The following is a 25,340-nucleotide window of genomic DNA, read 5'->3' as shown; positions in this document are numbered from 1 at the left end:
GCGGCCTCTGAAGCTGTGTGGCCAGGTAATTGGATAGCGATTTGTTTATCATTGTTGACCTTGATGCTTTTGCTTTCGGATGAAACAACACTACTGACCGTTCGAGACCCAATCGGTCCGACCAATGTATATGTAGGCGGAGTGGAGAGTTTCGATGATTTGAGTGAATCTACACAAAGAGCTGTTTGTGCATTTTATGAGGAGCAGCTACTCTGAAAAGTAGATCGGCAACCCCCTCTGTTATTTTCTTCTAAATAAATGATTGACAGGCTTCACGCACAAAAGTATAATAATAATCGAACAAATGTTTGTGCTTATCGTGAAAAAATTAAAAAGTATTCGCTTGAGGAGGAAACGAGATGGCCGGTAACGATAAATTAAAAGCCCTGGATATGGCTTTAAGCCAAATCGAAAAACAATTTGGAAAAGGGTCGATTATGAGATTGGGGGAGGCTTCCGCTAAAATGGCGGTAGAAGTCATTCCAACGGGTTGCTTGGCCATTGATATAGCCCTTGGGGTGGGTGGAGTGCCCCGGGGACGTATTATTGAAATCTACGGGCCTGAGTCTTCCGGTAAGACCACCGTTGCTTTGCATATTGCGGCAGAAGCTCAGAAGCTTGGCGGTGTTGCTGCTTTTATCGATGCGGAGCATGCTCTTGACCCGGTCTATGCCAAGGCTTTAGGGGTCAACATCGATAATCTCCTGGTATCCCAGCCGGATACAGGGGAGCAGGCCCTGGAGATCTGCGAAGCCTTAGTGCGCAGTGGAGCTATCGACGTCGTCATCATTGACTCTGTGGCGGCTCTTGTTCCCCGTGCAGAGATTGAAGGGGAAATGGGAGATTCTCATGTGGGTTTACACGCCCGCTTAATGTCCCAAGCGCTGAGAAAATTAACCGGCGCCATCAGTAAGAGTAATACCTGTGTTATCTTCATTAACCAGATTCGGGAAAAAGTGGGAATTATGTTTGGCAATCCGGAGACCACAACCGGAGGACGGGCCTTAAAATTCTATGCTTCCGTCCGTTTGGAAGTACGCCGTCAGGACACACTGAAGCAAGGTCAGGATATGATTGGCAATCGTACCAAAGTCAAGGTTGTTAAGAATAAGGTGGCTCCACCTTTCAAACAAGCGGAATTTGACATTATGTATGGTGAAGGTATTTCTCGTCAAGGCAGTATTGTGGATGTAGGTGCAGAACTGGATATTATTAATAAGTCCGGGGCCTGGTACTCCTATAAAGGTGAGCGGTTGGGCCAAGGAAGAGAGAATGTCAAAGAGTTCTTAAAGCAGCATCCTGATATTGCCGCTGAAATCGAGCAAAGCATCCGGGCAAGTATTACCAACATAAACGCTCCGGCGGCAGATGATGCCCTGGAGGAGCCTGAAGATATCTAAGATGAAGGATGCCTTGAATGCCGCTTTAACCTATTTATCGAGAAGGATCCTCACCCGTCGCGAACTCATCCAAAAGCTGGAGAAGAAGGGATTTCCAAGTCAGGACATCGAAGCTGCTATAGAGCGGCTTTTAGAATGGGGCTATCTGAGCGATCAGGAGTATGCCCGTACTTATTGCCTGAGCAAGCAGATGAATTACTCCAGAAAGAGAATTACCTATGAGCTAAAGGGCCGGGGGATTGAAGAAGGTGTAATTGAGCAAGCTTTGCAGGAAACCTATCTGCCGGGACAGGAAGCAGAACTTTGTCGAAGACATGCCCAAAAACTTTGGACTGAGGAATCCCGGCGTTGGGAAACTTCTTATCAACATAAGAAGAGCTATGAAAAAATTCCCCGAGGATTTATGTTAAGGCAAAGAGTCGGGCAAAAGCTCATTCAAAAAGGATACCCTCAGGAAATGGTTTTTCAGATCATTGAAGAGATTAGGGAGGAATAACAGGAAGGCAGAGTCCTTCCTGTTTTCATATATGCGGATCAACAATAATAATGAAAACAGAGGAGCGCCGTTTCTTAGAATACTTGTACTATACATCTATATTCTATGTGGTTCTTGACAAATTTTTCAAAAGATATTACACTAAAAAGAGCCTATTTCTTTTAAAGTGAGACCTTTAAGGTTTTCTTATAGATTGCATCGTAGTTAGTATTTTATATGGAGGTATCGAACTAGCGGCGTGTAGGTTTGTAGGAAAAAAGAGACAATTTCTTTGTCTTAAATTGAAGGTTTTCTTTTAAAGAGCTGGCATGGTCCCAGTCTTTTTGTTTTTATAGGGAGAACTAGGAGAATGATAACCAAAATAAGTATGTGTTTAGGAGGTGAAAATTACTTGGAACTATCTGAATTGATCTTTATAGTTATAGCAGTCGTGGTATCCCTTTTTGTGGGCGGTTTTATAGGCTGGGTTATTCGCAAGAATACCTCGGAAAAGCTCATTGGATCAGCTGAGGAAGAGGCAAAACGTGTCATCGAAAATGCACAGGGTGCCGCTGAGGCAAAACGCCGAGAAGCTGTCATTGCTGCCAAAGAAGAAGTCATGCATATTCGCAATGAAGTGGAAAAAGAATCCCGGGAACGCCGCAATGAGATTCAGCGGATGGAGAGACGGGTTATCCAAAAAGAAGAGTCTTTAGACCGTAAAATGGAGTCTTTAGAGCGCAAGGAAGATAATCTTCATCGTAAAGAAGAAGAAGTAGACCAGCTCAAAGAGGTCCTGACGCAAACTGTAGCCAAAGAAAAACAAGAGTTAGAACGTGTCTCTGGTTTATCCACTGAAGAAGCGAAGCAAATTCTGCTGCAAAGTGTAGAAGAAGAAGTTCGTTACGAATCCGCTATTATGATTAAAGATATTGAGACAAGGGCTAAAGAAGAAGCAGAGAAGCGGGCTAAAAACATCATCTCTTTGGCGATCCAGCGTTGTGCAGCAGATCACGTGGCCGAGAGCACCGTGTCTGTAGTGGCCCTTCCCAGTGATGAAATGAAGGGACGAATTATCGGACGGGAAGGACGTAACATTCGTACTCTTGAGACTTTAACAGGGATTGATTTAATTATTGATGATACTCCCGAAGCTGTAATTCTCTCTGGGTTTGACCCAATTCGTAGAGAAGTTGCCCGGGTTGCCCTGGAGAAGCTCATTGCCGATGGACGGATTCACCCGGCCCGCATCGAAGAAATGGTTGAAAAATCTCAAAAAGAGGTGGATCAACATATTCGTGAAGAGGGAGAGCAAGCTACCTTTGAAACGGGAGTTCATGGTTTACATCCTGAAATCATCCGCCTCTTAGGGCGATTGAAATTTAGGACCAGTTATGGTCAAAATGTCCTGAAGCATTCTATGGAAGTATCCCATTTGGCAGGTTTAATGGCTGCCGAACTGGGTGCCGATGTCCAACTGGCTAAACGGGCAGGATTACTGCATGACCTAGGAAAAGCTGTGGATCACGATACTGAAGGGACTCATGTTCAGATCGGTGTCGATCTGGCGAAGAAGTATAAGGAATCTTGGGAAGTTATTCATGCTATTGAAGCCCATCATGGTGATGTTGAGGCTAAGACCATAGAAGCGGTCTTAGTGGCTGCAGCAGACGCAGTCTCAGCCGCTCGTCCAGGGGCTCGTCGTGAGACTCTCGAATCTTATATTAAGCGTCTGCAGAAGCTGGAAGAGATTGCCGACACCTATGAAGGTGTAGAAAAATCCTATGCAATTCAAGCAGGACGTGAGATTCGGATCATCGTAAGACCGGACAAAATTGATGATGTTCTGGCTCCGAAAGTGGCTCGCGAAATCAGTAAGCGTATTGAAGATGAATTGGAATATCCAGGTCAAATCAAGGTTGTAGTAATTCGTGAAACTCGTGCAGTGGATTATGCAAAATAATCATGGAATAGTTTAATCTTGAACATTGCGGACAGGTGAGAACATCGCCTGTCCTTTATATTTTCACAAGAAACATGGAGGAGGAAATCATCTGGCAGGACTTTACCCGAAATTGACGAATTATTATGGAGTGATGAGAAGCAGCAAATATTCAGTTTGATTAGAAAGAGGATGACACTATGGGACGTTTGAACCTCCATTATAATGATGGGGGAAGTGCACCTGATGGAGTGGGGTTACTGATATCCATTTTAATCCGCTATCCGGAAGTATGCTCTGTCCGTTATCAACAGCCGGACCATGCCCTGACTTTCCGCTTTACAGTAGCGGGCTCCAATCAGGGAGAAAAGTTTAGGGATACATTGAGAGAGGCCTTAAGGGCTTATCATAGAATAGAAGGCTATCCAATGCGGATCTGCGAAATAGAGCTTAAGCTGGAAAGCGGTGTGGCATTAGTAACCGTTACCCGGGACGTTGAGAGTATGAACGAGAGAGAGATTGGTCTGATCGTTGATTTGGTGAGGGACATAACTCAGAGCATAATCTATGATGAGACTGAGATTCCTGAGGAAGAGCAAGCATTTCAGGAGGAAGTTATCGGGCAGATTCTCCAGTCCTTTCGCGACTGCCGCTTAGAGAAAGGGTTTATTGCGGTTCGGGAAGAAGGACGGGTTTTGGTCTATAATAGTTAGCATTGAGTGGGTAGGTTTTGGATGGGCTCTTTTTGGGCATATCAATACTATATCGGATTGGCGAATGATTGGGGATTTATAGAGTGAATATACTATTTATTGGCGATATTGTAGGCAACCCTGGCCGTGAGGCTATTAAGGTATTCCTTAAACCTCTTATAAAAGAGTATGGAATTGACTTAACCATAGCTAATGGAGAAAACGCTGCCGGAGGTAAAGGACTGACCAAGGAAGTAGCTGAAGAGCTCTATGACTATGGAATCGAGTTTATCACCATGGGTAATCATGTCTGGGATCAGCGGAGCATCATGAAGTTTATTGACCAGGAAGCCCGCTTGATCAGGCCGGCCAATTACCCTGTTGGTGCACCGGGAAAAGGATATGGCTATATAAGAACAAAGGGGAAGAAAATCGGAATACTTAATCTTTCCGGTCGAGTATTTCTCAATAATCTTGAGGATCCCTTTAGTGGTGCCATTCGCTGGATTAATGAGATGCGGCAGGAAACCCCTCTCATTATTGTCGATTTTCATGCGGAAGCTACCTCAGAAAAAGTGGCTCTGGGCTGGTTTCTTGATGGTAAAGTTTCAGCGGTTTTGGGGACTCATACACATATCCAGACGGCCGATGCCCGCTTATTACATCAAGGAACTGCCTATATTACGGATGTGGGGATGAGCGGACCCCGGGACTCTGTTTTGGGGGTTAAAAAGGAAACCATTATTAATCGATTTTTAACCCAGCTCCCTGCTAAATTTGAATTAGCGGCAGGCCCCATACAACTTAACGCAGTGGTTATCGATGTGGATGAGAGTACAGGTAAAGCCCGTTCAATCAAGGCTATTCAGCGAGTGCAGGAGTAAATTTTGGCAATAGGAAAAAATATTTAAAAAAGTCTGAAAGCTCTCGGATAAAAAGAGGATTTTTTCCACCTTCTGGAGAATAGAACTAATGTATGTGGAATATATGTCAAGTGATTCGAACAGGAGGTTGTCGTTCATGGATGTGTTAAAAGTCTCAGCAAAATCAAGCCCAAATTCTGTTGCAGGTGCTTTGGCTGGAGTGCTCCGTGAGAGGGGAGGTGCGGAGTTGCAGGCCATTGGTGCAGGTGCACTTAATCAAGCTGTAAAGGCAGTAGCTATTGCCAGAGGGTTTGTTGCCCCGAGCGGAGTCGATCTTGTATGTATTCCTGCTTTCACCGACATACAAATTGACGGAGAAGAGCGAACGGCAATAAAGCTCATTGTAGAACCACGTTAAGGAAGGTTCGGTAGGGTATTATACTTTTAATGATTATGGTTTAGAAGCAGGACACCTGTTGGCTTAAGGCGGCAGGTGTTTCTGATTTTGCTAGGGAGGATAAGGTATGAAGGATTTTTGGGTCATAGACGGTCATTGCGACAGTATCCTCGATTTTTTGGAAGGAAAAAGAAGTCTGACTGCCCCCCAAGAGGGAGGGCATTGGGATATCCAAAGGGCAAAAGAAGGCAAAGTGATTCTCCAATTCATGGCTGCTTTCATTGAAAGCCAGTATAAACCGGAAAAAGGTACTCTTAGAGGATTGGAGCTTATCCATGCTCTCCATAGATTCATTCAGGCCAACACGGAAAACGTGGTTTTGATCAGGCAAAAAAAGGATTTGGCAGACCTTCACCCTTCTAAAGTGGGATGCTTATTAAGTATTGAAGGGGGAGAAATCCTTGGCAACAGCCTGTTTCTCTTGGATATTATCTATGAATTAGGGGTGCGCGCTTTAGGCCTTACCTGGAATCAGAGAAATGCCATCGCCGATGGCGCAGGGGAAATGACCCAAAGCACCTTGACCCAATTCGGTGAGAAAGTCATTCAACGTATGAATGAACTGGGTATGCTTATCGATGTATCTCACCTCAATGAAGCAGGGTTCTGGCATGTTCTCAAGCTCAGTACCGAGCCTATCCTGGCCTCTCATTCCTGTGCCTATGCCCTTTGTCCACATCCCCGTAATCTCAACGATGAACAACTTAAGGCACTTGCTCACAATGGGGGAGTTGTGGGTGTGAATTTTTATCCGGGGTTCTTAACTCAAGAGCCCAAAGCCAGCCTTTATGATGTGGTGCGTCATATCCAATATATAGCGGAATTGGCGGGGGTGGATGTGATTGGCTTGGGTTCGGATTTTGATGGCATCGATGATACCCCCGCAGGTCTGGAAGGAGCGGACAAATATGGAGATTTAGCTGAGGCTTTGCATCACGCCGGGTTTAGCGGTAAGGAAATAGAAAAAATAATGTATAAAAACTTTATGCGTTTACTTTCTACCGTGCTAAAATAGAATAGTCAGTGTATATTCCCTGGAAAGAGGTAAAGATCATGCCCGAAGTTAAACTTAGATACCCGGAAGCTGATTTGCATTGTCATACTAGTGCATCTGATGGTTTGCTTACGACCTGGGAGCTGGTTAAACAGGCTGCAGAATTAGGACTTAAGGCGGTAGGAATAACGGATCACGATACCCTAAGCGGTTGGGAAAAGGCCATCCAGGCAGGCAAACATTTCAATGTGGATATCCTCAAAGGAGTTGAACTCAATACAGATTGGGCTGGCGTCGAAGTTCATATTCTAGGATACGAGATGAATCCCAAAGCAATGATACTTGAAGATAAGCTTTCCGAGCTAAGGGAAGCACGCTTCAATAGAGTATATAGGATTATTGAAAAACTGCAGGATTTAGGTATTCCGATTCAGAAAGCAGAGGTCGAAAGAATAACGAAAGGGGAGTCCGTGGGGAGACCCCATATTGCTCAAGTTCTTGTTAATAAAGGGGTGGTAAACTCCATTCGTGAAGCTTTTGACCGCTATATAGGAACCGGAGCACCGGCCTATGTTCCCCGCTTAAAAATAACTCCGGAAGAGGGAATTATTCTTATTCGCGAAGCCGGTGGCGTTGCTGTATTGGCTCATCCCGGGATATATGGATTGGAAAAGGGAATTGAGCAGTGGGTCAAAGTAGGGTTGCAGGGGATTGAGGTGAATCACTCTGAACACACCTCTGAAGATGAGAAGAAATACCGAGCCATAGCAAAAGAATATGGATTGCTGATGACGGGTGGTTCAGATTTTCATGGGGAAGAGCGAAAACCGGGTGTTCGTTTAGGCGGATGGGGAACTTCCTATGAGATCGTGGAAAAAATCCGCAATCTAGCCTATTCGCATCATGTCTGAATCGCCGGCATAGGTAATTGGGTAGGAGGTAAGGTTTTGAAAGCGCGACGTTTAAGCAGTTTAGGAGCATCTGTATTTACGGAAATGGACGATTTAAGAAAAGAATTGGAGAAGGCTGGAAGAACTCTGATTAATCTCAGCATTGGTAGCCCCGATCGCTCCCCCTCGGAAGAGATTCGTCAAGTCTTGGCTGAAGGAGTCCTTAATGGCAGGAATTATGGCTACACTCTGACCCGGGGAACGGAGAACTTCAGATCAGGATGTGCCCGGTGGTACAAAGAGCGCTTCGGCGTGGATCTGGACCCTGAAAAGGAAGTTCTGCCTTTAATGGGCTCCCAAGATGGGCTTGCTCATATCTTTTTAGCCCTGTGCGATCCTGGAGATGTGGCTTTAATACCTGATCCGGGATATCCCATATACACAGCGGGATTGGTCTTGGCCGGGGGAGAAAAAGTTTCGCTGCCCTTAAGGGAGGAAAACGGCTTTTTACCGGACCTGTCAAGTATTGAGGATCAAGTAGCCCAGGAAGCTAAAATTATGTTTCTTAATTATCCCAACAACCCCACTGCTGCAGTGGCTCCTTTGTCCTTTTTTGAAGAGGTCGTTGGTTTTGCACGAAAAAATAATATTGTCGTTTGTCATGATGCCGCCTATTCTGAGTTGGCTTTCGATGGTTACCGCCCTGTGAGCTTCCTTCAAGTTCCGGGTGCTAAAGAAGTGGGAATAGAATTCCACTCTGTCTCCAAAACATACAATTTGGCAGGGGTCAGATTAGGGTTTGCGGTCGGCAATACTGAAATCATTGACGCCTTGGCTGAACTAAAATCAAACATAGACTATGGGGTATTTGAACCCGCTCTACAGGCTGGTGCCTATGCCCTCAGTGCCTCTCAGGAAAATGTCGAACAGAACCGTCGGGCCTATGAGGAACGGAGAGATATCTGGGTTGAGGGGTGTGCACAAGCGGGGTGGTCCATGCCCACTCCACAAGGTTCCATGTTTATTTGGGCTCCAGTACCCACATCACAGGATTCTCGCAGCTTTGCCTTTGAGCTGGCCCGCGAGGCTGGAGTTATTGTCGTCCCCGGTGTTGCTTTTGGGGAATATGGAGAGGGGTATGTACGGATTGGCATGGTTCAGGATCAGGAGGTCTTAAAAGAGGCTGTTCGGCGAGTTCAAGAGTTTCTGGCCGCAAAGGATTAAAAAGTTCAACCTTGGCATAGAATACCTATGTAGACTATGGCTAGGGGGGACAGAGGCTTGGAGATTCATGAAGAAATTAGAAATCTTCGCGAAGAGCTCAGGGCTGCAAAAGGGCGAATCGAGGAATTGGAACAGCGGGTGGAGCATCTAAGGGTTAGCCGCAGAGTCCTTATGAATCTACTTGAAAAGGTAGAGCGGGAAAAGGTAACTCTTATTCATAAATTGGAAAAGGAAAATATCCGTTTGCAACGGGATAATACCCGTTTTGCCAAATGGATTTTTTCTAAGAATCGGGAAATAGTCAAGCTGCAGGAAAAAATTGAGGAATATAAAGAGAAGGCTTAAACGAAAGAAGCCTTCTCTTTATATTTATACTTTAATGCTTAACCCTTAATGCCGGTTATCCGCCAAGTAAAGCAAGTATCCTTCCTGACTGTGAGGAGTATGATGCTCTCCGATGAGTTCAACGATGTGAGGATCTAAACCGATTTCTGAAGCCATTTCCGCCCCCCAAGCCGGATGGGCTTCAGCCGCCCGCAAGGGAGCAGAGATAGGGAAGTGAGAGGAGATTAAGGTGTTCCAAATTTTGCGAGGCCCCTTTTGCAGCAAAACAATAGCAATCCGCTCCCACACTTTGAGAGGATATCTTGTCTTTCCGCAATCATGAAGAAGAGCTGCGATGAGGAGATGGGAATCCCGAATCCCTGAGTTCCATAAATCCAGTGCCACATCCATTGCATGACGCTGTTCCGGAAGTGGCTGGGCTTGAAATAATGGGAGAGAATGAGGAGGAAGGAGGGAGATGGCCCATTCCAACTCTTCCTCCCGGATGATTGGATGTATTGCTTGCCAAAATTGGTGGACACGATAAAACATGGAAACCCCCTGGAATATCAGTATTTGTTCTGCGCAGATGAATGAAATCGCGGGAAAGTAGCTTTTCATATTATTTTACAACGAACTCCGGTGATTGTACATTTACCTCGGTGAGATCTTCCTGGATACAATATAGAAGAAAATTCCAGACAAACTCTTCTGAGGAAGGAAAATAATGGGATTAAGCGAATAAGGAATTATAGGATAGCGGAATGTTCAAAGGAGGATTGATTATGTCTGAGTTATCTCGCCGGGAGAGAAAAAAACTGGAGACGTATACTCGACTTTATAAGTGTGCAATGGAGCTTTTTCACAAACAAGGATATGAACAGACCTCAGTGGAGCAGATTACCCAATTGGCGGATGTAGGTAAAGGTACCTTTTATAATTATTTTCAATCCAAGGAAGCCGTCGTATTGGAATACTCCCGACGTAAATATCAGGAGTTGATAGCTTCAGGCAGGGAGGCTGGATACTCCCTTCAGGAGCGTTTGGACCATGTGCTCAAGAATTGGTCCCAATTCATGACCAGGGAAAAGGAACTGGCTTGGGTAGCTGTTAAACATAGGGAAGAAGCCGAGCTGGATAAAGGATTACACTATGGAATTATAGGTATTATAAGCCATGGTCAGCGCATTGGTGAAATCAGCAAGCGCTATGATCCTGTTTTTTTAGCAGAGAGCCTAGAGGGCATGGTGTTACAGCATTTTCTGCATTGGTTTGTTACAGGAGAAGGAAACTTAGAGAAAGAGATGGAGGATGTCCTTAATCTGTTTTTTGAGGGACTGAGTGAACGAAAGCTTAGGGCTTAGAATCATTATGAAGGGGCAGAGAGCAAAAGTCTGTTCTGATCTATCCCTTGAAGTGCATAAAGTGTCAAGGGGTGGTAAAAATGGAACGGCGAAGTGCCCGATCCTACGGCTTATGGATGGGGGAGCTCCTCCCTGGATTACATAACGATATCACTGATGTGCCCGGTGTTTTGGTGGGTCATGTTTCCTTAATCAAAGGTTACGGGCCGCTCATTCCTAGTATGGGCCCTGTCCGTACCGGTATTACAGCCATTCGTCCTCACCCGGGAAATATCTACCGTGAACCCTGCTGGGCGGGAATTCATGTCATCAACGGCTTTGGAAAGTCTCTGGGTATACCCTATATACAAGAGACCGGCCTGCTTAATTCTCCCATTCTCTTGACCAATACCTTGAGTGTCTATGATGCAGCCCAAGGGATGCTGACTTATTTATTGCAAGAAAATCCGGAGATCGGTCATGATGCCCGAACCCCGAATTTGGTGGTTTTTGAATGCGATGACTCCTATCTGAATGATATCCGCGGCCGCCATGTGAAGCCCTGGGATGGTATTTTAGCCCTGAACCGTGTGGCAACGGGACCGATAGTCCAGGGGGGTGTCGGGGCGGGAGTCGGAATGTCCTTATTTCAATTGAAGGGAGGAATTGGAAGTGCTTCACGTATGGTCCCCGTCAACGATAAGGAATATAGGGTGGGTATGTTGGCCTTGACCAATTTTGGACAGTTAGAGGATATGCTCATCAATGGAGTTCCTATAGGTTTAATGATGAAAAGGATGAACCATGATGAGATTCTCTGCCAGGTTCCGGGCTCCCTAATTTTAGTGGGTGTGACCAACGCCCCGCTCAGTCGCCGGCAATTGGATATGCTGGCGGCAAGGGCCCCGTTGGGATTAGGCAGGACAGGCGGGATATCACGGATGGGGAGCGGGGAATTTTGCTTAATGGTTAACAACAATGGGTTGGAACTTAAGAATCCTATCAGTGACTGGGAGTTGGATCCCTTTTTTAAAGCGGTGGTCGAAATAACCGCTGAAAGTATCTGGAATTCCATGTTCTATGCTACGTCAATGGAAGGACGGGATGGACATGTGCGCAAGGCTCTTCCGATTGAAGAGGTATTATGCTGGATGGGACTAAATTCTCCTTAAGATGTCATGATATCCCCGGTTTGAGCGTAAATATGTAGTGTGACAAAAGTTAAGGGAGGATCATTGTGAATAATTGGCTTAAAATCTGGGAGCAGCATCCGGATGTTTTTATTGCCCAAAACTGGCAGGAGTGTCCTGTCGAAAAAAGAAAAGATTTGCGCCTTCCCCAGCAGTATAATTATTTCTTTGGTGGAGAGACTGCATTGCGTGTTGGCATCGTGGTAAGCCAAACCCTGCTGAAAGAAGAGGAATTTTTATTAGCCGGCATGCTTTGGGCGAACCGTTTGAGCAATGGGGCACGAACGGTTATATATTTTGTTGCGCCTGATTTTTCACCCTTTTTATTGCATGCTTTATCGAAAATAGGAGGTCTCATCAATGCCAAAGCGGTGTATTGGAGAGAACGCTTATCCCCCAGCCTCTATTTAATACCTGAGGCGCCGTCAGGCGCTCAGAAGCGAATTTCAGTGGGGGAACGCAGGCCCAACTGGCTGAAATGGAGGCAAGAATTAAACCCGGTAGCCCAGCATCAGCTCTTTGTAGTCAAAAGTTTTTTTGACAAGCTTGCCGATCGAGGGGTACGATGCGAATTAAAACCTCAAAGCATTTCCTATATGTGGGGAAATATAGAGATTGCTGAGATAAAACGAAAAGGTAAAAAATTTGAATTTACGACAAAAGTTAAAGGGCTGAAAAATGGAGAAAAGGCTCAGTCCCTTCTGCGTCAAGGCTGGGTAGATGCTTCAGGGGAGTTGAATAACGAATTCTGTGCAGCTATCCTGCAAATTCTGGAGGATATAGAAGAGAAGGAGCGAAAGGGACAACTCAAGCCGAAAGATCAACTGTCTTCATGGCTTTATCAAGGCAGTGGCGTACTTTCTTCTTTATGGGGGGCACCCAAAGATTGGCCGTGGTTGCCTAAGGATCGAAGTGAATCCTGGATAGCGGATCTGGGTCAATGGCATTATTTCGAAGGAAATGGTCAAATCAGTGTCATCTGCCCGATCCTGGATAAACCATTGACACAAGCCAGTCAAGCTATTCTTCTGTCCAGCGTTTTGGAAAAGAGCACCTTACTCCATCCTGACAAAACAAAATCCAACACTTCATGGGATATGCGGATTCATTGGCTCACCTTGAAGGACTTTGAAGAAGAACTGAGACTTTGGCTTTCTTGGCTGAAATATCCAGAAAGATATCAGGTATGGATTTTGCCAAGTAACTGGCAAGAGGAAGGACTGAATGAGTTGGTTTGCCGGAGCTCTCCCTACCGAGAGAGAATCATGGATGAATATTCTTAATTGAGCCGAAACAAAAGAGTGCAGAACCCCTGTGTTCCAATCAACATAGGGGTTCTGCACTGTTCATATCCCAAAGTTATCTGGGATAATTTCCGTTACTTATGGGTAAATGGATCTAAAAACAAACATTAAAAAAGATCTGTAATAAATATTAGATATATCGTATAATTATACAAATAAATGGAGGGAAAGATATGAATTTACGAAGAGCCAATTTAATGGATGTAGAAGCTATGATGTCACTGATCAATCACTTTGCTGATCAGGGCTTGATGCTTCCCCGGTCCCGGAACTCACTCTATGAATGTCTCAGAGAGTTCTTAGTCGTCGAAGAACAGGATAAGATTATTGGCACAGGAGCCCTGCACATTATCTGGGATGATCTGGCTGAGATACGGGCTCTCGCCGTGTTAGAAGACTATCAGGGTAGAGGAGTAGGCAGAAGTCTTGTTAATGCCCTATTGGATGATGCACGAACCATCCTGTGCCCAAGAGTCTTTACTCTAACCTATCAACCCGGTTTTTTTGAACGTTGCGGTTTTACCATGATAAATAAAGAAGATATGCCCCATAAAGTATGGAAAGAGTGCATTCATTGTGTAAAATTCCCTAATTGTGATGAAAATGCTTTGATGTTGAAGTTATAAATCAGGCAATAGAAGAGGATTTGTTGAAGCAAATCCCTCGGTTCGAGCGGTGTGACAAGATTCCTCCGTCGTCAAGTATCATGCGCAGAAATTTCCACTGTAACTCAAGGTAAGCATTGGCCAAATCATGTTCACTTGTACCCTGAGCAATCAAAACTTCACGACAAGAAGATTCGAATTCACGAATAAATTCTAAGGCATCTTCATGAGATGACAACATAACCAATTTCACCTTCCTAATACTTATTCTATTGACAAAAGGAAAATATTTTAGAGAAATCTGTACTATCCTTAACTTGTCTCTATTATAAAAAATCCCTTCCGTGAAAAGTGTTGTAATTAGGAGAAGACAAGCCGTTTAATTAGATAAAGAATGATGAAAAATAGTGTTTTTGTGTAAATTTATGCTGGATGAGTAGTAGGGGCCTTAATAGTTCTCCAAAGAGAAATATCAAAGATACGGATATTCCCCAATAAGTAGTGTTTTTTCGCTTGAGGATACTCCTTTAAAACGGCATAACAATCTCCGAGGGAATGATGAAGCGTGGCTGTATAACTTAAGGTAAGCAGAAACTGAGTGAAACGATTGGCCCCATTAAAAGGAAATCCAGACTTTCTGGCCAGGGCTAGACTCAGTTCATAAATCTTGATGGCGGCATCCCACTTATTCATTTGCCGTAGGACATGACCCAGTACACAAAGCAAAAGAGGATCTGAAGTATAGTGAGGGTTGTCGTGGATTATCCTTAAGGCATGCTTGGGACGGCCCTCACGCAAGAGAATGTCGGCAAGGGTTGCGCACACAAGAGGATCATGAGTGTTTTGATACTTCTCTAATAAGACAATGGCTTGCCTTGCCTCATTGAAATAGAAATAAAGTTGACTAGAAAAATGGGAAATTGCTAGGGGTGTAGAATCCTGAGTGATTTCCTTTGCCATTTTTTGAGCAATGGTCTTTTTATCCGGAGTGGGGAAACTTTTTTTGTGCATCATTAAAAAATAGGAAATAAGAAAGCCAATGATGAAGGCTGAGAACCCGATGATGTGACCAAAACGCCAGCCCAAGATCAGACTGGCCGGACAAAAGAAGATAAGTAAAGAAAAGAAATGATAAAGTTTATAGACATAGAGAACTTCCAAATCATATTGAACTTGACGCATGCATAACCTCCTAATATAAGACAATCTCTGAAGAATTATATGAGCTTGATTCATTCAATATGATACTTGGGATGATGAATCCTCTTGACTCTTAGATCCTAATAAAAGAGGAAAGATGTTTTCATACTATAGCGGTCTGACCTTCAGGAGGTATAATAATTTTTTGATTTCTTTGCAGGAATTTTGTTGCGAATATAGAATTAGATACATAGTGTTTTAAATGGTAAAACGATGTTTTAATAAAACGAAACAGGAAATACCTAATAAAAATGGAAGTCGAAATATTCTCAATAGATTATCTTATCTAATTTATACACAAAAATGTTGACTTAAGGGTCTGTTCCATAGATAATAGGATTATACAAAGGAAAATGAAACTGTGTTTCAATATGTAAAACCCAAACCTTTGTATACCTAATCCTATCCATGGTGCTCAAACGAAAATCATTGATTTGAAGTAGAGTCAAGGGAAGGGGTGAGGGACTTCTTTAATCACGCTAAGAACGTCTCTGGTACAGAAAAAACAGTATGGAAGGGATTTATGCATGGCAAGATTTCTAGAGTATCAAGGTAAAGAATGGCTTGCAAAAGCAGGAATGCCGGTACCCAAGGGTCGTCCGGCATCGACCCCCGAGGAAGCAAAAGAAATTGCTGAATGGATTGGCGGGCCTGTTGCAGTAAAAGGTCAAGTACAAGCGGGTGGTCGTGGTAAAGCAGGAATTGTTAAACTGGTTAACACTCCTGATGAAGCAGCAGCAGCTGCTGCTGAAATTCTCTCCAAAACAGTTAAAGGTCTACCGGTGCGCACAGTTCTTGTGGAAGAAAAGCTGGATATCAAAAAAGAATTCTATTGCTCTTTTGTTGTTAACGGAGCAAGAGAAGCCCGCTCGCCAATGCTTATGTTTAGTCTTGAAGGCGGTATGGATATCGAAAGTGTTCCGGAAGAGCAATTGCTGAAGATCAATGTGGACCCGATCAATGGACTTCAGACTTATGATGCGGTAGACTTGGCTGCTAAAGCAGGAGTTGCTCCGGAAGAATTAACAAAGTTTGCTAAATTTTTGACGAAACTTTCTCAAACTTATAAGAAATACGATTGCATGACACTTGAGATTAACCCCTTCGTTATGACAGGGAATGGAAACCTCATCTGTGCTGACTGTAAGATGGAAATCGACAACAGTTCAGTAGGTCGTCATCCAGAGTTCGGTTTTGACATTGCCCGCGATCTGCCTGGTGAGCCCACTGAGTTGGACTACATCGGTTGGAGCATTGAAGAAACGGATGCCCGTGGTACCGGCTTCCTCATGAATATGGGATATGATGAAGTCAGCCCCGGATACATTGGCTATCATCCCATCGGCGGCGGTTCTGCCATGATGGGCTTGGACGCCCTCAATCAAGTGGGTCTGAAGCCGGCCAACTATGCTGACACCAGTGGTAACCCTGTAGCCTCCAAAATCTATCGTGTTGCCAAATCGGTACTTTCTCAACCCAATATTGACGGATATCTCCTTGGGGGCTTCATGATGGCCAACCAAGAACAATGGCATCATGCTCATGCCATAGTCAAAGTTCTTCGTGAAATCCTTCCGACCCAAAAACCAGGACTGCCTTGTGTTCTCCTGCTTTGTGGTAACCGGGAAGATGAATCTCTGGAAATTCTTAGAACGGGCCTGGCTGATCTTATGACCAGTGACGGACCGGGAAAAAGAATTGAGATTTATGGAAAAGAATATGTAACCGATACGAAGTTCATTGGTGAAAGACTCTTAGCCCTGAGCAAAGACTATCGGGCTGAGAAAGAAGCTCAAGGAAAGTAGGGAAATAACGTGCTGGAATTCGCTGAAAAAAGTTGCAAAATCACAATCGATACCAGCAAGTGTGATACATGCCAAACAAAAGCATGTGCAGACGCCTGCAAAAAGTATGCGAGAGGGTTGCTTGGAATAGACGATCAAGGCAAAGCTTCAGTAGCTCATCGTACTGAGGAAGAAGTTCTTCGTCTTGGTACGGAATGTCTGGCCTGTGAATTTGCTTGTAAATTCCGCGGCAATAATGCAATTACGATTGAAGTTCCTGTAACCGGTTTGGACGAATATATTGCAAAACGTGCCTAATTGAAGGAACGATTTGCACGACAAACTCTACAGAAAAGTTACCCTAGGTAAACTAGCAATTTGTTTAAATGAGGGATAAAGATGGGCATTTTGATCAATAATGAGACCAAAGTGATTGTCCAAGGAATTACCGGACGGGAAGGTTCGGTGCGGACAAAGTATATGAAAGACTATGGTACGAATCTGATCGGTGGAACAAGTCCCGGAAAATCAGGACAAGAAGTTCACAGTGTTCCGGTATTTAATACTGTTAAGGAAATTGTCCGCGAACAGGGTGATATCGACTTCAGTGTAATTTTCGTACCGGGAAGTGCTTTGAAAACAGCTGTTATGGAAGCTGCCGACGCTGGGGTTAAGAATATTATTCCCTGCGTAGAAGGCACTCCTATTCATGACATTATGGAAATGATCGCTTATGCAAAGGCTAAAGGTTCAAGATTGATTGGACCGGGTTCCATTGGTATTCTCACTCCGGGAGAAGCCGTAGTCGGATGGCTTGGCGGCAACGTGGAGTGGGCTAATAAATTCTTCCAAAAAGGTCACATCGGTGTATTTTCACGCAGCGGCGGGCAATCAGGAACTATTCCCTGGGTGCTTAGAGAAGGTGGCTTTGGCGTCAGTACTGTCATTCACACCGGAACAGAGCCTGTTCTTGGTACCTCCATGGCTGATCTCTTGCCCTTCTTTGAAGAAGACCCTGATACCCATGGCGTAGCGGTTTACGCAGAAATCGGTGGATCCCAGGAAGAAGAATGTGCTGAAGTTATCGCAGCCGGTAAATTCACCAAGCCTTTTGTAATCTATGTAGCCGGTGCCTGGGCTCCGGAAGGTCAACGCTTCTCCCATGCTTCTAATATCGTTGAGCGTGGCCGCGGTTCTGCAAAGAGCAAGATGGAAGCAATCACCCAAGCCGGTGGATTTGTAGCTGAAAGACCGACAGATATTCCCTTGATCCTAAAAGAAAAATTAGGTAAATAAGGTTAGCTTATAAGCTTAAAACTATTTCGGTATAGATGGGATATCCCCATCTATACCGAAATAGAAAACCAAGGTAGGTTATTCGATGACTTAGCGCCACTAAGTGGCATCATAATTTAGTGGCGGTCAGCCATCGAATAACTGATGACAATCCATTGATTAACTTCGCAACTAGGGGCAAATGCTCTTAGAAATATTATTAAATTATTAGGGGGTATATCTACCATGGCTGTTATGAGATCCGTTATGTACATTCCCGGAAACAATCCTAAAATGGTGGCTAAAGCACCTGAAATTCCTGCCGACATCATTACCTTCGATTTAGAAGATGCTGTACCACCTGCGGAAAAAGAAGCAGCTCGTCAGATCGTAAGAGAAAATTTAGAATATGGTGCCACTGGTGGCGCCCAAGTATTTGTTCGTCTCAATAACTGGGAAACCGGCTTAACTAATGATGACTTAGAAGCTATTGTATGGCCTGGCCTCCATGGCGTTACCTTAGCTAAAACCGGTTGTGCAGCCGACGTACAACGCCTGGAGTGGAAACTGGAAGAGTTGGAAATGCGTCGCGGAATTCCTGTTGGAACTGTAAAAATTTCCATGCTTCTTGAAACTGCTAAAGGTATTGCTAACGCTGAAGAATGCTGCTTAGCCAGCAAGCGCAATGTCAATGCTATCTTTGGTGCTGTTGACTATTGCCGTGACATGCGTGTTAAAATAACAAATGAAGCGGTTGAGCAACAATATGGCCGTTCAAAAGTCGGAGTAGCATGCCGTGCTGCCGGAATCGTTGCTATCGACGCTCCTTTCGTTGATTACGCCAATATCCCTGCCTTTGAAAAGAACGTTGCCGAAGGTAAACAAATGGGCTATGAAGGTCGCATGATCATTCACCCAGGACAAGTTGAACCTTCCAACAGACTGTATGCTCCAGATCCTGCTGATGTTAAATGGGCTCAAGATGTAGTTAAGGTCTTTGAAGAAGAAGGTCTGGCCAAAGGTAAAGCTGCCGTTTCCTTAAATGGAAAAATGGTAGACACCCCTGTTTATCTTAATGCAAAGGATATCTTAGCGTCTCAAGCTGAAATTGATGCTAAAAATGCCGGCAAATAAGCGGTCATGAACATCGTACTTCATGCATAAACTCAATAGTGGCAGGTCGCTTCTTCAGAAGCGCCGCCACTATTGAAGAACTTCGAAACAACGTTTCATTTTGTGTCCTAAGGTTATGCATTTAAATTGATTTTCAGGCAAAACATATACTATCCTTTAATCGAAAATGAGAGGGGATGTCTAAATGAGTCGTATTAAAAACTTACGTGAAGAGGCTTTAGAATTCCACAAAGTGCAACCGGGTAAACTTGAAGTACGTGTTACTGTCCCAGCCAAAGACCGGGATGACCTTACACTTGCCTACTCTCCAGGAGTGGCAGAGCCTGTCAAGGAAATTGCCGAAAATCTAGAAAATCTTGATATCTACACCAATCATGCCAACTATGTCAGCATTGTTTCTAATGGAACGGCTATATTAGGCCTTGGCAATCTGGGTGCCGCGGCATCCATGCCTGTTATGGAAGGAAAATCACTTCTCTTCAAAGCGTTTGGAGATGTTGACGCATTTCCTCTTTGCGTAAACACTACAGATGTAGATAAAATTGTTGAGATCGTTGAATTAACCGCACCCACCTTCGGTGGCGTAAACTTGGAAGATATCAAAGCTCCAGAGTGCTTTGATATCGAAGAAAAACTTAAAACCCGCGGAATCTTCAAAGGCCCGATCTTTCACGATGATCAACACGGAACCGCTGTAGTAACCTTAGCCGGCTTGATCAATGCTTTAAAAGTTGTTGGCAAGAAAATCGAAGACATTAAAGTTGTCGCCAATGGTGCAGGTGCAGCCGGCATTGCTATCATCAAGCTTCTTATGAGCATGGGCCTGAAAAATGTTATCATGTGCGATACAAAAGGTGCTATTTACGAGGGTCGTGCTGAAGGTATGAACCGTTGGAAAGAAGAGATTGCCAAAGCAACCAACCCAGAGAAATACAGCGGAGATCTTGCCGGTGCTTTAGTAGGAGCAGATGCTTTTATCGGAATCTCTGCAGCTAATGTCCTCAATGAAGATATGATTCGTTCCATGGCTAAAGATCCCATCGTCTTCTGCCAGGCTAATCCAATACCGGAAATCTGGCCTATTGAGAGAGCCTTTGCAGCCGGCGCCAAAGTAATTTCCACCGGACGTTCTGATGTCATCAATCAAATCAACAACGTTCTGGCCTTCCCGGGAATGTTCCGCGGAGCTATTGATGTTCGGGCAACCGATATTAATGATGCCATGAAAGTTGCAGCTGCTTATGCCATTGCCGACATCGTAAAAGATGAAGAACTTAGTGCAGACTACATCATTCCCAGCACCTTCAATCCTGAGGTTGCTCCTGCAGTAGCTGCGGCAGTCGCTAAAGCGGCAATGGATTCCGGTATTGCCAGACGTCCCATGGATCCTCAAGAAGTAGCTGAAAATCTCAAAAAGAGATTAGCAAACCAATATAAATAAAAATTAAATTTCTTATTTTCCCATAAACCACTATAATCTAAAAACCTTTGAGCAGGAAGAGATGGGTCCATACCATCTCTTTCTGCTTTTCTATATACAAATTTAATTCGGGTTTAAATAATAAATTTTAAAAAGACATTGAAATTTTCTGTATTTTGCAGTAACATATTGGCATGGTGGCCTGACCAAATAATATTAGTAGATGTGGGCCCAAGTTTTTAGAGAGAGAAAGAAGAAGGGGTGTGCCTGATGGGAGACATGAATTTTTTATATGAGCGTTTTCAGACTAAGCTCCAAGCTGTGTCTGGCGAGTGTTATCGTGCAAAAACGCTCAAAGATGCTGAAGAATTAATTGCCCAGATAGTGAAAGAAAAAGAAATTGAAAGCGTAGCCATGGTAAATTCCCCCATAGCTAAAGCAATGAGCCTGCCTGAGAAGCTTTCCGATCGAGGGATAACTGTATATACAGAGCGTTATCCGGAAGTTACTCCTACTGTCGGTGCAGGGATAACCGAGATGAAATGGGCTATTGCTGAACTAGGGACATTAGTCCAATATGCAGAGGATGTGAATGAACGGCTTTGCTCCTCATTTACTCCAATACATATCGCCTTGGTTCAGACCTCTACCTTGTTGCCTGATATTATGACTGCCTTAGCTACAGTTCATAAGGAGCCCAGAATTCCAGGATTTGTTGGTTTTATCACAGGTCCCAGCCGGACTTCAGATATTGAACGGGTCCTGACCATCGGAGTTCACGGTCCTGAGCAATTGATCGCAATATTTATTGATGAAGAGGCAGGGGAGGGTGTAAGCAATGGCTGATGCGCGTTTTAAACAAGAGATCGAGAATGCTTTAGATAATGATATCCTTAGAGGAGCTTTAGGCCGTTTCGGGGATGTCTATGGCAAAAACCGGGAGCAGGCTTATCAAGGGTATGATTTTGATACTCTCCGTGAAAAAGTCGTAGAAGCCAAAGGCTATGCTGCCAATCATCTGGATGAGATGATTGAGCAGTTTGAGAAAGCGGCTACCTCCCGGGGAGCAAAGGTGTTTCATGCCGAAACAGGTGAGGATGCCAAAAAGTATATTATTGAATTGGCCAAACAGCAAAAGGTCAAAAATATTGTGAAATCCAAATCCATGGCTTCGGAAGAAATCCATCTCAATGCGGCTCTGCTCAAGGAAGGCTTTGATGTTCAAGAGACGGATTTGGGGGAATGGATCGTCCAGTTAGCAGGGCAGAGACCTTCCCACATGGTTATGCCTGCTATCCACATGACCAAAGAGCAGGTGGCAGACACCTTCAATAATAATCTGAGCTATACCAGTGATCCGGTCATCACCAAATTGGTGAAGACTGCCCGGCAGGAAATGCGCAAGAAATTCGTCGAGGCCGATATGGGAATATCGGGAGCTAATATCGCGGTGGCCGAAACAGGAACCCTGATGATGATGACCAATGAGGGAAATGCCCGCTTGACATCTACCTGGCCCCGTGTCCATGTTTTTCTGGTAGGGATAGAGAAATTTGTCCCCAAATTTGAAGATGCGGGGTATATCCTGCAGACCCTGCCCCGGAATGGCACAGCCCAGCAAATTACCAGCTACGTAACCATGATTACAGGCCCTAATCCCACTTATTATCCCGATGGTTCCCTTGAGGATAAAGAATTTCATATTATTCTGATGGATAATGGACGCCGGAAAATGTATGCTGATGAGCAGTTCAAGCAGGTTTTCCAGTGTATCCGCTGCGCTGCCTGCTTAAATGTTTGCCCTGCTTTCCAACTGGTGGGCGGGCATGTCTACGGCCATATTTATACCGGGGGCATCGGCACCATTCTCACTGCGTTCCTGAACTCGGAAAAGGATGCCGAAAATCCGCAAAACCTTTGTCTTCAATGTGGTAAGTGTACTGAAGTATGTGCCGGTAAACTGGATATCCCGGGAATGATCCTGGAGATCCGGAATCGAGTCGGTGATAAAAAGGGCTTGCCCATGACTCAGAAATTCATTCTGGATGTGGTCTCTAACCGACGCCTCTTCCATTCTTTATTGAGAGTGGCTTCCAAAGCCCAGCTGCCCTTTTCTAAAGGTCAGCCCACCATTCGTCATTTACCCTTCTTCTTGTCAGGACTGACTGAGAAGAGAAGCTTGCCAACAATTGTGGATGTTCCTTTTAGAGATGTTATCAAGAAGATGAACCAAGATGTTAAGAATCCTAAAGGCACCATTGCCTTTTTTGGCGGTTGTCTTGTGGACTTTGTCTATCCCAAAATTGGTGAAGGGGTCGTAAAGGTTCTCAATGAAAAAGGGTATAAAGTAACCTTCCCTGAAGGCCAGTCCTGTTGTGGGGCTCCCGCGTCTTACATGGGCGATCGTCAAAATGCCCGCAAATCGGCGATTATGAACATCGAGGCCATGGATGCGGAAAAGGTGGATTATGTGGTTTCTGCTTGCCCCACCTGTACTCATGCCTTGATTGACAGTTTCAAAGAACTTCTTGCCGACGATCCGGCAATGCTCAAACGTGCTGAAGAACTTAGTAAGAAATCCATGGACTTCTCCAAGCTTCTGACAGTCTTAGGCGGCCTTGAGGAAGGGGGAGACGGAGTACCTTTAAAGGTGACTTATCATGACTCCTGTCACTTAAGACGGAAAATGGGTGTCATTCAGGAACCCCGGAATATCCTCTCCAATATCAAAGGCGTTGAGCTGACAGAGATGAATGAGTCGGATCGTTGTTGTGGATTTGCAGGCTCCTATTCCATTAAATTCCCGGAGATGTCCGGACCGATTCTGGAAAGAAAGCTTCGCAATATTGAAGCGACCGGGGCGGATGTTGTCGCTGTGGATTGCCCGGGATGCTTAATGCAGATTAACGGCGGATTGGATCAAACGGACCTCAAAGTTAAGGTGAAGCACACCGCCGAGTTGCTCTTAGAAAAACGCCAAAACAAAAAGTAATTTTGGAGATAAGAGGGAAGCACTGCTCTCATAGCGTGCTTCCCTTAAATTAATAAGTTAATATTTCCTAGAAATGCAGATTTTGTGGTAAAATAGAACTAATCGATAAACAGGGCTCTGGGAGGAACTATGATAAAAGCCATTCTCTTTGATTTAGATGGAACTCTGACCTTAATGGATCAGGAAGAATTCATGAAAAACTACATAGGACTTTTGGCTCCACGATTTAAACACTATATTTCCCCTGATAAATTTGCCAAACAAGTCAGCAAGTCTACTGAGGTAATGATTAAACAACCTCTGGAGGGAAAAACCAATCTTCAAGTTTTTTTTGCTGATTTTACGAAAGCGACTGGGTTGACTTATAATACATTATGGCCTATCTTTGAAGCATTCTACACCACCGACTTTCCGGCCTTGCGTTGTTTAGTCAAGTTAAATCCCTATGGCAAAGAAGCTGTAGAAGCTGCTTTAGAAAAAGGGTATGCGGTAGCCATTGCGGCTAATCCGGTTATGCCGCTCATAGCCATAGAAGAGCGGATTCGTTGGGCTGAGTTATCTCCTCAAACCTTTGACCTCATTCCATCCATGGAATCTTTTCATTACTGTAAGCCTCACACCGGTTTCTATGCCGAATTGGCTCAGAATCTCCGTTTGCAGCCAAGTGAATGTATCATGGTTGGCAATCATCCGGTAGAGGATTTGGTTGCTCAAGAGATTGGGATGAAGACATTTTATGTGGGCGATCCTGTGGAGATTGATACAACCTATAAAGGGGAACTTTCTGATTTGACCCAAAAGATCCGGGAAGGAAGTCTCTAGTTAGAGAGAGGGAGCTGGAATGGGAGTATTTGTTCAGCAAGTGCCATCAAAGGTTTTGAATACTGCAGAATCAAATAGCGTGCCTATACATATCCGAGGGGTCCTTAAAGAGTTTTTAAGAAGACATAGTGAATTGCAGAGGTTAAGGCATCGGGAAATCGCCTCCCTGATGGCCGTTATTTTGTTTGGTTTTCTCAGTCTTTGGGGTATGATGTTTCCCAAATATCCGGAGCTCTCATTCTTGATCAATAGCTTGCTGTTGGCGGGATTTGTCCTGACTTTCAGGCAATATCTTAAAGCGCGCAAGGTATCCCAGCATGTTTATATAAATGTTCATATCCTCTATCATCATCTGTTAGGAAAGCTGGAAGTTGGTTTTTGCGAGCATGAGTCTCCTTGCCAATGTGCCGAGACTTTCCGCAAGTACATGTGGAACCGGTACGGGATTTCATTTTATGGAAATTCAATCTAGCCTTCCTTATTATCGGAATGGTGAAAAAGGTAATGGACATAATATAAAGGAAACTTACTCCAGATGGAGTTAAGTTGACTTATCCTCTCAGAGGATAAAAATCAAAAGTTGAATCTAACGAAACGATGAAAGGGAGGAATTATGATGAAAAAGTATGTATGCAGCATCTGTCAGTATGTCTATGATCCTGAAGTAGGAGATCCGGATTCCGGAGTAGCGCCTGGTACAGCTTTTGAGGATATCCCGGAAGATTGGGTATGCCCCACCTGCGGCGTAGGCAAAGATCAGTTTGAAGTATACGAAGGATAATACATACCAGAATCACCTGACCCGGACACACTTTTCATCTTTGCTGGTGCAGTGACAGCGGCATGAGCGGCTACCCTGAAAAAGATCTGTGAGCTAATTCTCCAGGATTTTGCTTTCGGCGTTCACTCCATAAGCTGCGCGGAGCAATCTAATCGCTCAAGACCTCCGCTGCGTCGGGTGCACCTGAGCCGCTAAGTAATCTCTGTGGCGTGGCGGCTTGGGCGAAACC

The 25,340-nt window shown here is 44.5% G+C and carries 27 protein-coding genes; 24 read left to right on the top strand and 3 right to left on the bottom strand.

Features of this window, described 5'->3' with window-relative positions:
- Positions 1-359: 359 nt before the first annotated feature.
- The 10 genes from recA to DESPCE1_RS0112755 all read left to right on the top strand — a co-directional run bounded on the left by recA (position 360) and on the right by DESPCE1_RS0112755 (position 9,282).
- Positions 360-1,400, top strand: a complete 1,041-nt coding sequence (recA, locus tag DESPCE1_RS0112800) for a recombinase RecA (protein ID WP_014794387.1) — start codon at positions 360-362, stop codon at positions 1,398-1,400.
- A gap of 1 nt (position 1,401) precedes the next feature.
- A complete protein-coding gene (locus tag DESPCE1_RS0112795; protein WP_019850702.1) occupies positions 1,402-1,896 on the top strand; it encodes a regulatory protein RecX in 495 nt (164 codons plus the stop codon).
- Between the two features lie 367 nt (positions 1,897-2,263).
- Positions 2,264-3,838 carry a ribonuclease Y gene (gene rny, locus DESPCE1_RS0112790; RefSeq protein ID WP_033422454.1) on the top strand — a complete coding sequence of 525 codons (1,575 nt, stop codon included), beginning with the start codon at positions 2,264-2,266 and terminating at the stop codon, positions 3,836-3,838.
- Between the two features lie 179 nt (positions 3,839-4,017).
- A complete protein-coding gene (locus tag DESPCE1_RS0112785; protein ID WP_014794384.1) occupies positions 4,018-4,530 on the top strand; it encodes a hypothetical protein in 513 nt (170 codons plus the stop codon).
- Between the two features lie 83 nt (positions 4,531-4,613).
- Positions 4,614-5,393: a TIGR00282 family metallophosphoesterase gene (locus DESPCE1_RS0112780; protein WP_014794383.1), complete on the top strand. Its 780-nt coding sequence runs from the start codon at positions 4,614-4,616 to the stop codon at positions 5,391-5,393.
- Positions 5,394-5,529: 136 nt separating this feature from the next.
- On the top strand, positions 5,530-5,790 hold the full coding sequence (gene spoVS / locus DESPCE1_RS0112775) for a stage V sporulation protein SpoVS (RefSeq protein ID WP_011459952.1): 261 nt from the start codon (positions 5,530-5,532) through the stop codon (positions 5,788-5,790).
- 106 nt (positions 5,791-5,896) lie between these two features.
- Positions 5,897-6,844, top strand: coding sequence for a dipeptidase (locus DESPCE1_RS0112770; protein ID WP_014794382.1), 948 nt, complete (start codon positions 5,897-5,899; stop codon positions 6,842-6,844).
- A gap of 38 nt (positions 6,845-6,882) precedes the next feature.
- Positions 6,883-7,734: a PHP domain-containing protein gene (locus DESPCE1_RS0112765; RefSeq protein WP_019850700.1), complete on the top strand. Its 852-nt coding sequence runs from the start codon at positions 6,883-6,885 to the stop codon at positions 7,732-7,734.
- Between the two features lie 36 nt (positions 7,735-7,770).
- On the top strand, positions 7,771-8,937 hold the full coding sequence (locus tag DESPCE1_RS0112760) for an aminotransferase class I/II-fold pyridoxal phosphate-dependent enzyme (RefSeq protein WP_019850699.1): 1,167 nt from the start codon (positions 7,771-7,773) through the stop codon (positions 8,935-8,937).
- A 36-nt stretch (positions 8,938-8,973) separates the two neighbouring features.
- Positions 8,974-9,282: a translation initiation factor 2 gene (locus DESPCE1_RS0112755; RefSeq protein WP_172637620.1), complete on the top strand. Its 309-nt coding sequence runs from the start codon at positions 8,974-8,976 to the stop codon at positions 9,280-9,282.
- Between the two features lie 45 nt (positions 9,283-9,327).
- On the opposite strand, the gene DESPCE1_RS0112750 is transcribed toward DESPCE1_RS0112755, so the two are convergent.
- On the bottom strand, positions 9,328-9,813 hold the full coding sequence (locus DESPCE1_RS0112750; protein WP_019850697.1) for an HD domain-containing protein: 486 nt from the start codon (positions 9,811-9,813) through the stop codon (positions 9,328-9,330).
- Positions 9,814-10,046: 233 nt separating this feature from the next.
- Between DESPCE1_RS0112750 and DESPCE1_RS0112745 the strand changes: the two genes are divergently transcribed.
- The 4 genes from DESPCE1_RS0112745 (at position 10,047) to DESPCE1_RS0112730 (ending at position 13,724) form a co-directional block, all read left to right on the top strand.
- Positions 10,047-10,625, top strand: a complete 579-nt coding sequence (locus DESPCE1_RS0112745) for a TetR/AcrR family transcriptional regulator (protein ID WP_014794377.1) — start codon at positions 10,047-10,049, stop codon at positions 10,623-10,625.
- A gap of 80 nt (positions 10,626-10,705) precedes the next feature.
- Positions 10,706-11,776: a P1 family peptidase gene (locus tag DESPCE1_RS0112740; protein ID WP_019850696.1), complete on the top strand. Its 1,071-nt coding sequence runs from the start codon at positions 10,706-10,708 to the stop codon at positions 11,774-11,776.
- A 65-nt stretch (positions 11,777-11,841) separates the two neighbouring features.
- Positions 11,842-13,077, top strand: a complete 1,236-nt coding sequence (locus DESPCE1_RS0112735; protein ID WP_019850695.1) for a hypothetical protein — start codon at positions 11,842-11,844, stop codon at positions 13,075-13,077.
- Between the two features lie 194 nt (positions 13,078-13,271).
- Positions 13,272-13,724, top strand: coding sequence for an N-acetyltransferase (locus DESPCE1_RS0112730; protein ID WP_014794374.1), 453 nt, complete (start codon positions 13,272-13,274; stop codon positions 13,722-13,724).
- Between the two features lies 1 nt (position 13,725).
- Here the strand turns inward: DESPCE1_RS0112730 and DESPCE1_RS0112725 are convergent, their stop codons facing one another.
- Together DESPCE1_RS0112725 and DESPCE1_RS0112720 are read right to left on the bottom strand one after the other, a co-directional pair.
- Positions 13,726-13,944 (bottom strand): hypothetical protein, encoded by a 219-nt coding sequence (locus DESPCE1_RS0112725; protein ID WP_019850694.1) that lies wholly within the window; start codon positions 13,942-13,944, stop codon positions 13,726-13,728.
- A gap of 182 nt (positions 13,945-14,126) precedes the next feature.
- Positions 14,127-14,885, bottom strand: a complete 759-nt coding sequence (locus DESPCE1_RS0112720) for a M48 family metallopeptidase (protein WP_019850693.1) — start codon at positions 14,883-14,885, stop codon at positions 14,127-14,129.
- Positions 14,886-15,430: 545 nt separating this feature from the next.
- On the opposite strand from DESPCE1_RS0112720, the gene DESPCE1_RS0112715 reads away from it, so the two are divergent.
- From DESPCE1_RS0112715 to rd, 10 genes are all read left to right on the top strand, one after another.
- Complete coding sequence (locus DESPCE1_RS0112715; protein WP_014794371.1) at positions 15,431-16,708, top strand: ATP-grasp domain-containing protein; 1,278 nt, start codon at positions 15,431-15,433, stop codon at positions 16,706-16,708.
- Between the two features lie 9 nt (positions 16,709-16,717).
- Complete coding sequence (locus tag DESPCE1_RS0112710) at positions 16,718-17,005, top strand: hypothetical protein (protein ID WP_014794370.1); 288 nt, start codon at positions 16,718-16,720, stop codon at positions 17,003-17,005.
- An 81-nt stretch (positions 17,006-17,086) separates the two neighbouring features.
- Entirely contained in the window at positions 17,087-17,983 is an 897-nt protein-coding gene (locus tag DESPCE1_RS0112705; RefSeq protein ID WP_014794369.1) for a CoA-binding protein, read from the top strand.
- A 225-nt stretch (positions 17,984-18,208) separates the two neighbouring features.
- Positions 18,209-19,096, top strand: a complete 888-nt coding sequence (locus DESPCE1_RS0112700; protein WP_014794368.1) for a CoA ester lyase — start codon at positions 18,209-18,211, stop codon at positions 19,094-19,096.
- A 184-nt stretch (positions 19,097-19,280) separates the two neighbouring features.
- A complete protein-coding gene (locus DESPCE1_RS0112695; protein WP_014794367.1) occupies positions 19,281-20,537 on the top strand; it encodes an NADP-dependent malic enzyme in 1,257 nt (418 codons plus the stop codon).
- A 249-nt stretch (positions 20,538-20,786) separates the two neighbouring features.
- Positions 20,787-21,362 carry a lactate utilization protein gene (locus DESPCE1_RS0112690; RefSeq protein ID WP_019850692.1) on the top strand — a complete coding sequence of 192 codons (576 nt, stop codon included), beginning with the start codon at positions 20,787-20,789 and terminating at the stop codon, positions 21,360-21,362.
- Positions 21,355-23,508, top strand: coding sequence for an L-lactate dehydrogenase (quinone) large subunit LdhH (gene ldhH, locus DESPCE1_RS0112685; protein ID WP_014794364.1), 2,154 nt, complete (start codon positions 21,355-21,357; stop codon positions 23,506-23,508). The genes DESPCE1_RS0112690 and ldhH overlap by 8 nt, the downstream gene beginning before the upstream one ends.
- A gap of 129 nt (positions 23,509-23,637) precedes the next feature.
- Entirely contained in the window at positions 23,638-24,330 is a 693-nt protein-coding gene (locus tag DESPCE1_RS0112680) for an HAD family hydrolase (protein ID WP_019850691.1), read from the top strand.
- 19 nt (positions 24,331-24,349) lie between these two features.
- Positions 24,350-24,802, top strand: coding sequence for a hypothetical protein (locus DESPCE1_RS0112675; RefSeq protein WP_019850690.1), 453 nt, complete (start codon positions 24,350-24,352; stop codon positions 24,800-24,802).
- Between the two features lie 144 nt (positions 24,803-24,946).
- Entirely contained in the window at positions 24,947-25,111 is a 165-nt protein-coding gene (rd, locus tag DESPCE1_RS0112670; protein WP_019850689.1) for a rubredoxin, read from the top strand.
- Positions 25,112-25,340: the final 229 nt, after the last annotated feature.

Origin of the sequence: Desulfitobacterium sp. PCE1 (assembly GCF_000384015.1) — a bacterium.
Taxonomy (GTDB): Bacteria; Bacillota; Desulfitobacteriia; order Desulfitobacteriales; family Desulfitobacteriaceae; genus Desulfitobacterium; species Desulfitobacterium dehalogenans.
Note: the sequence above shows the minus strand (reverse complement) of the source record. Positions and strands in the feature narration are given on the sequence as shown.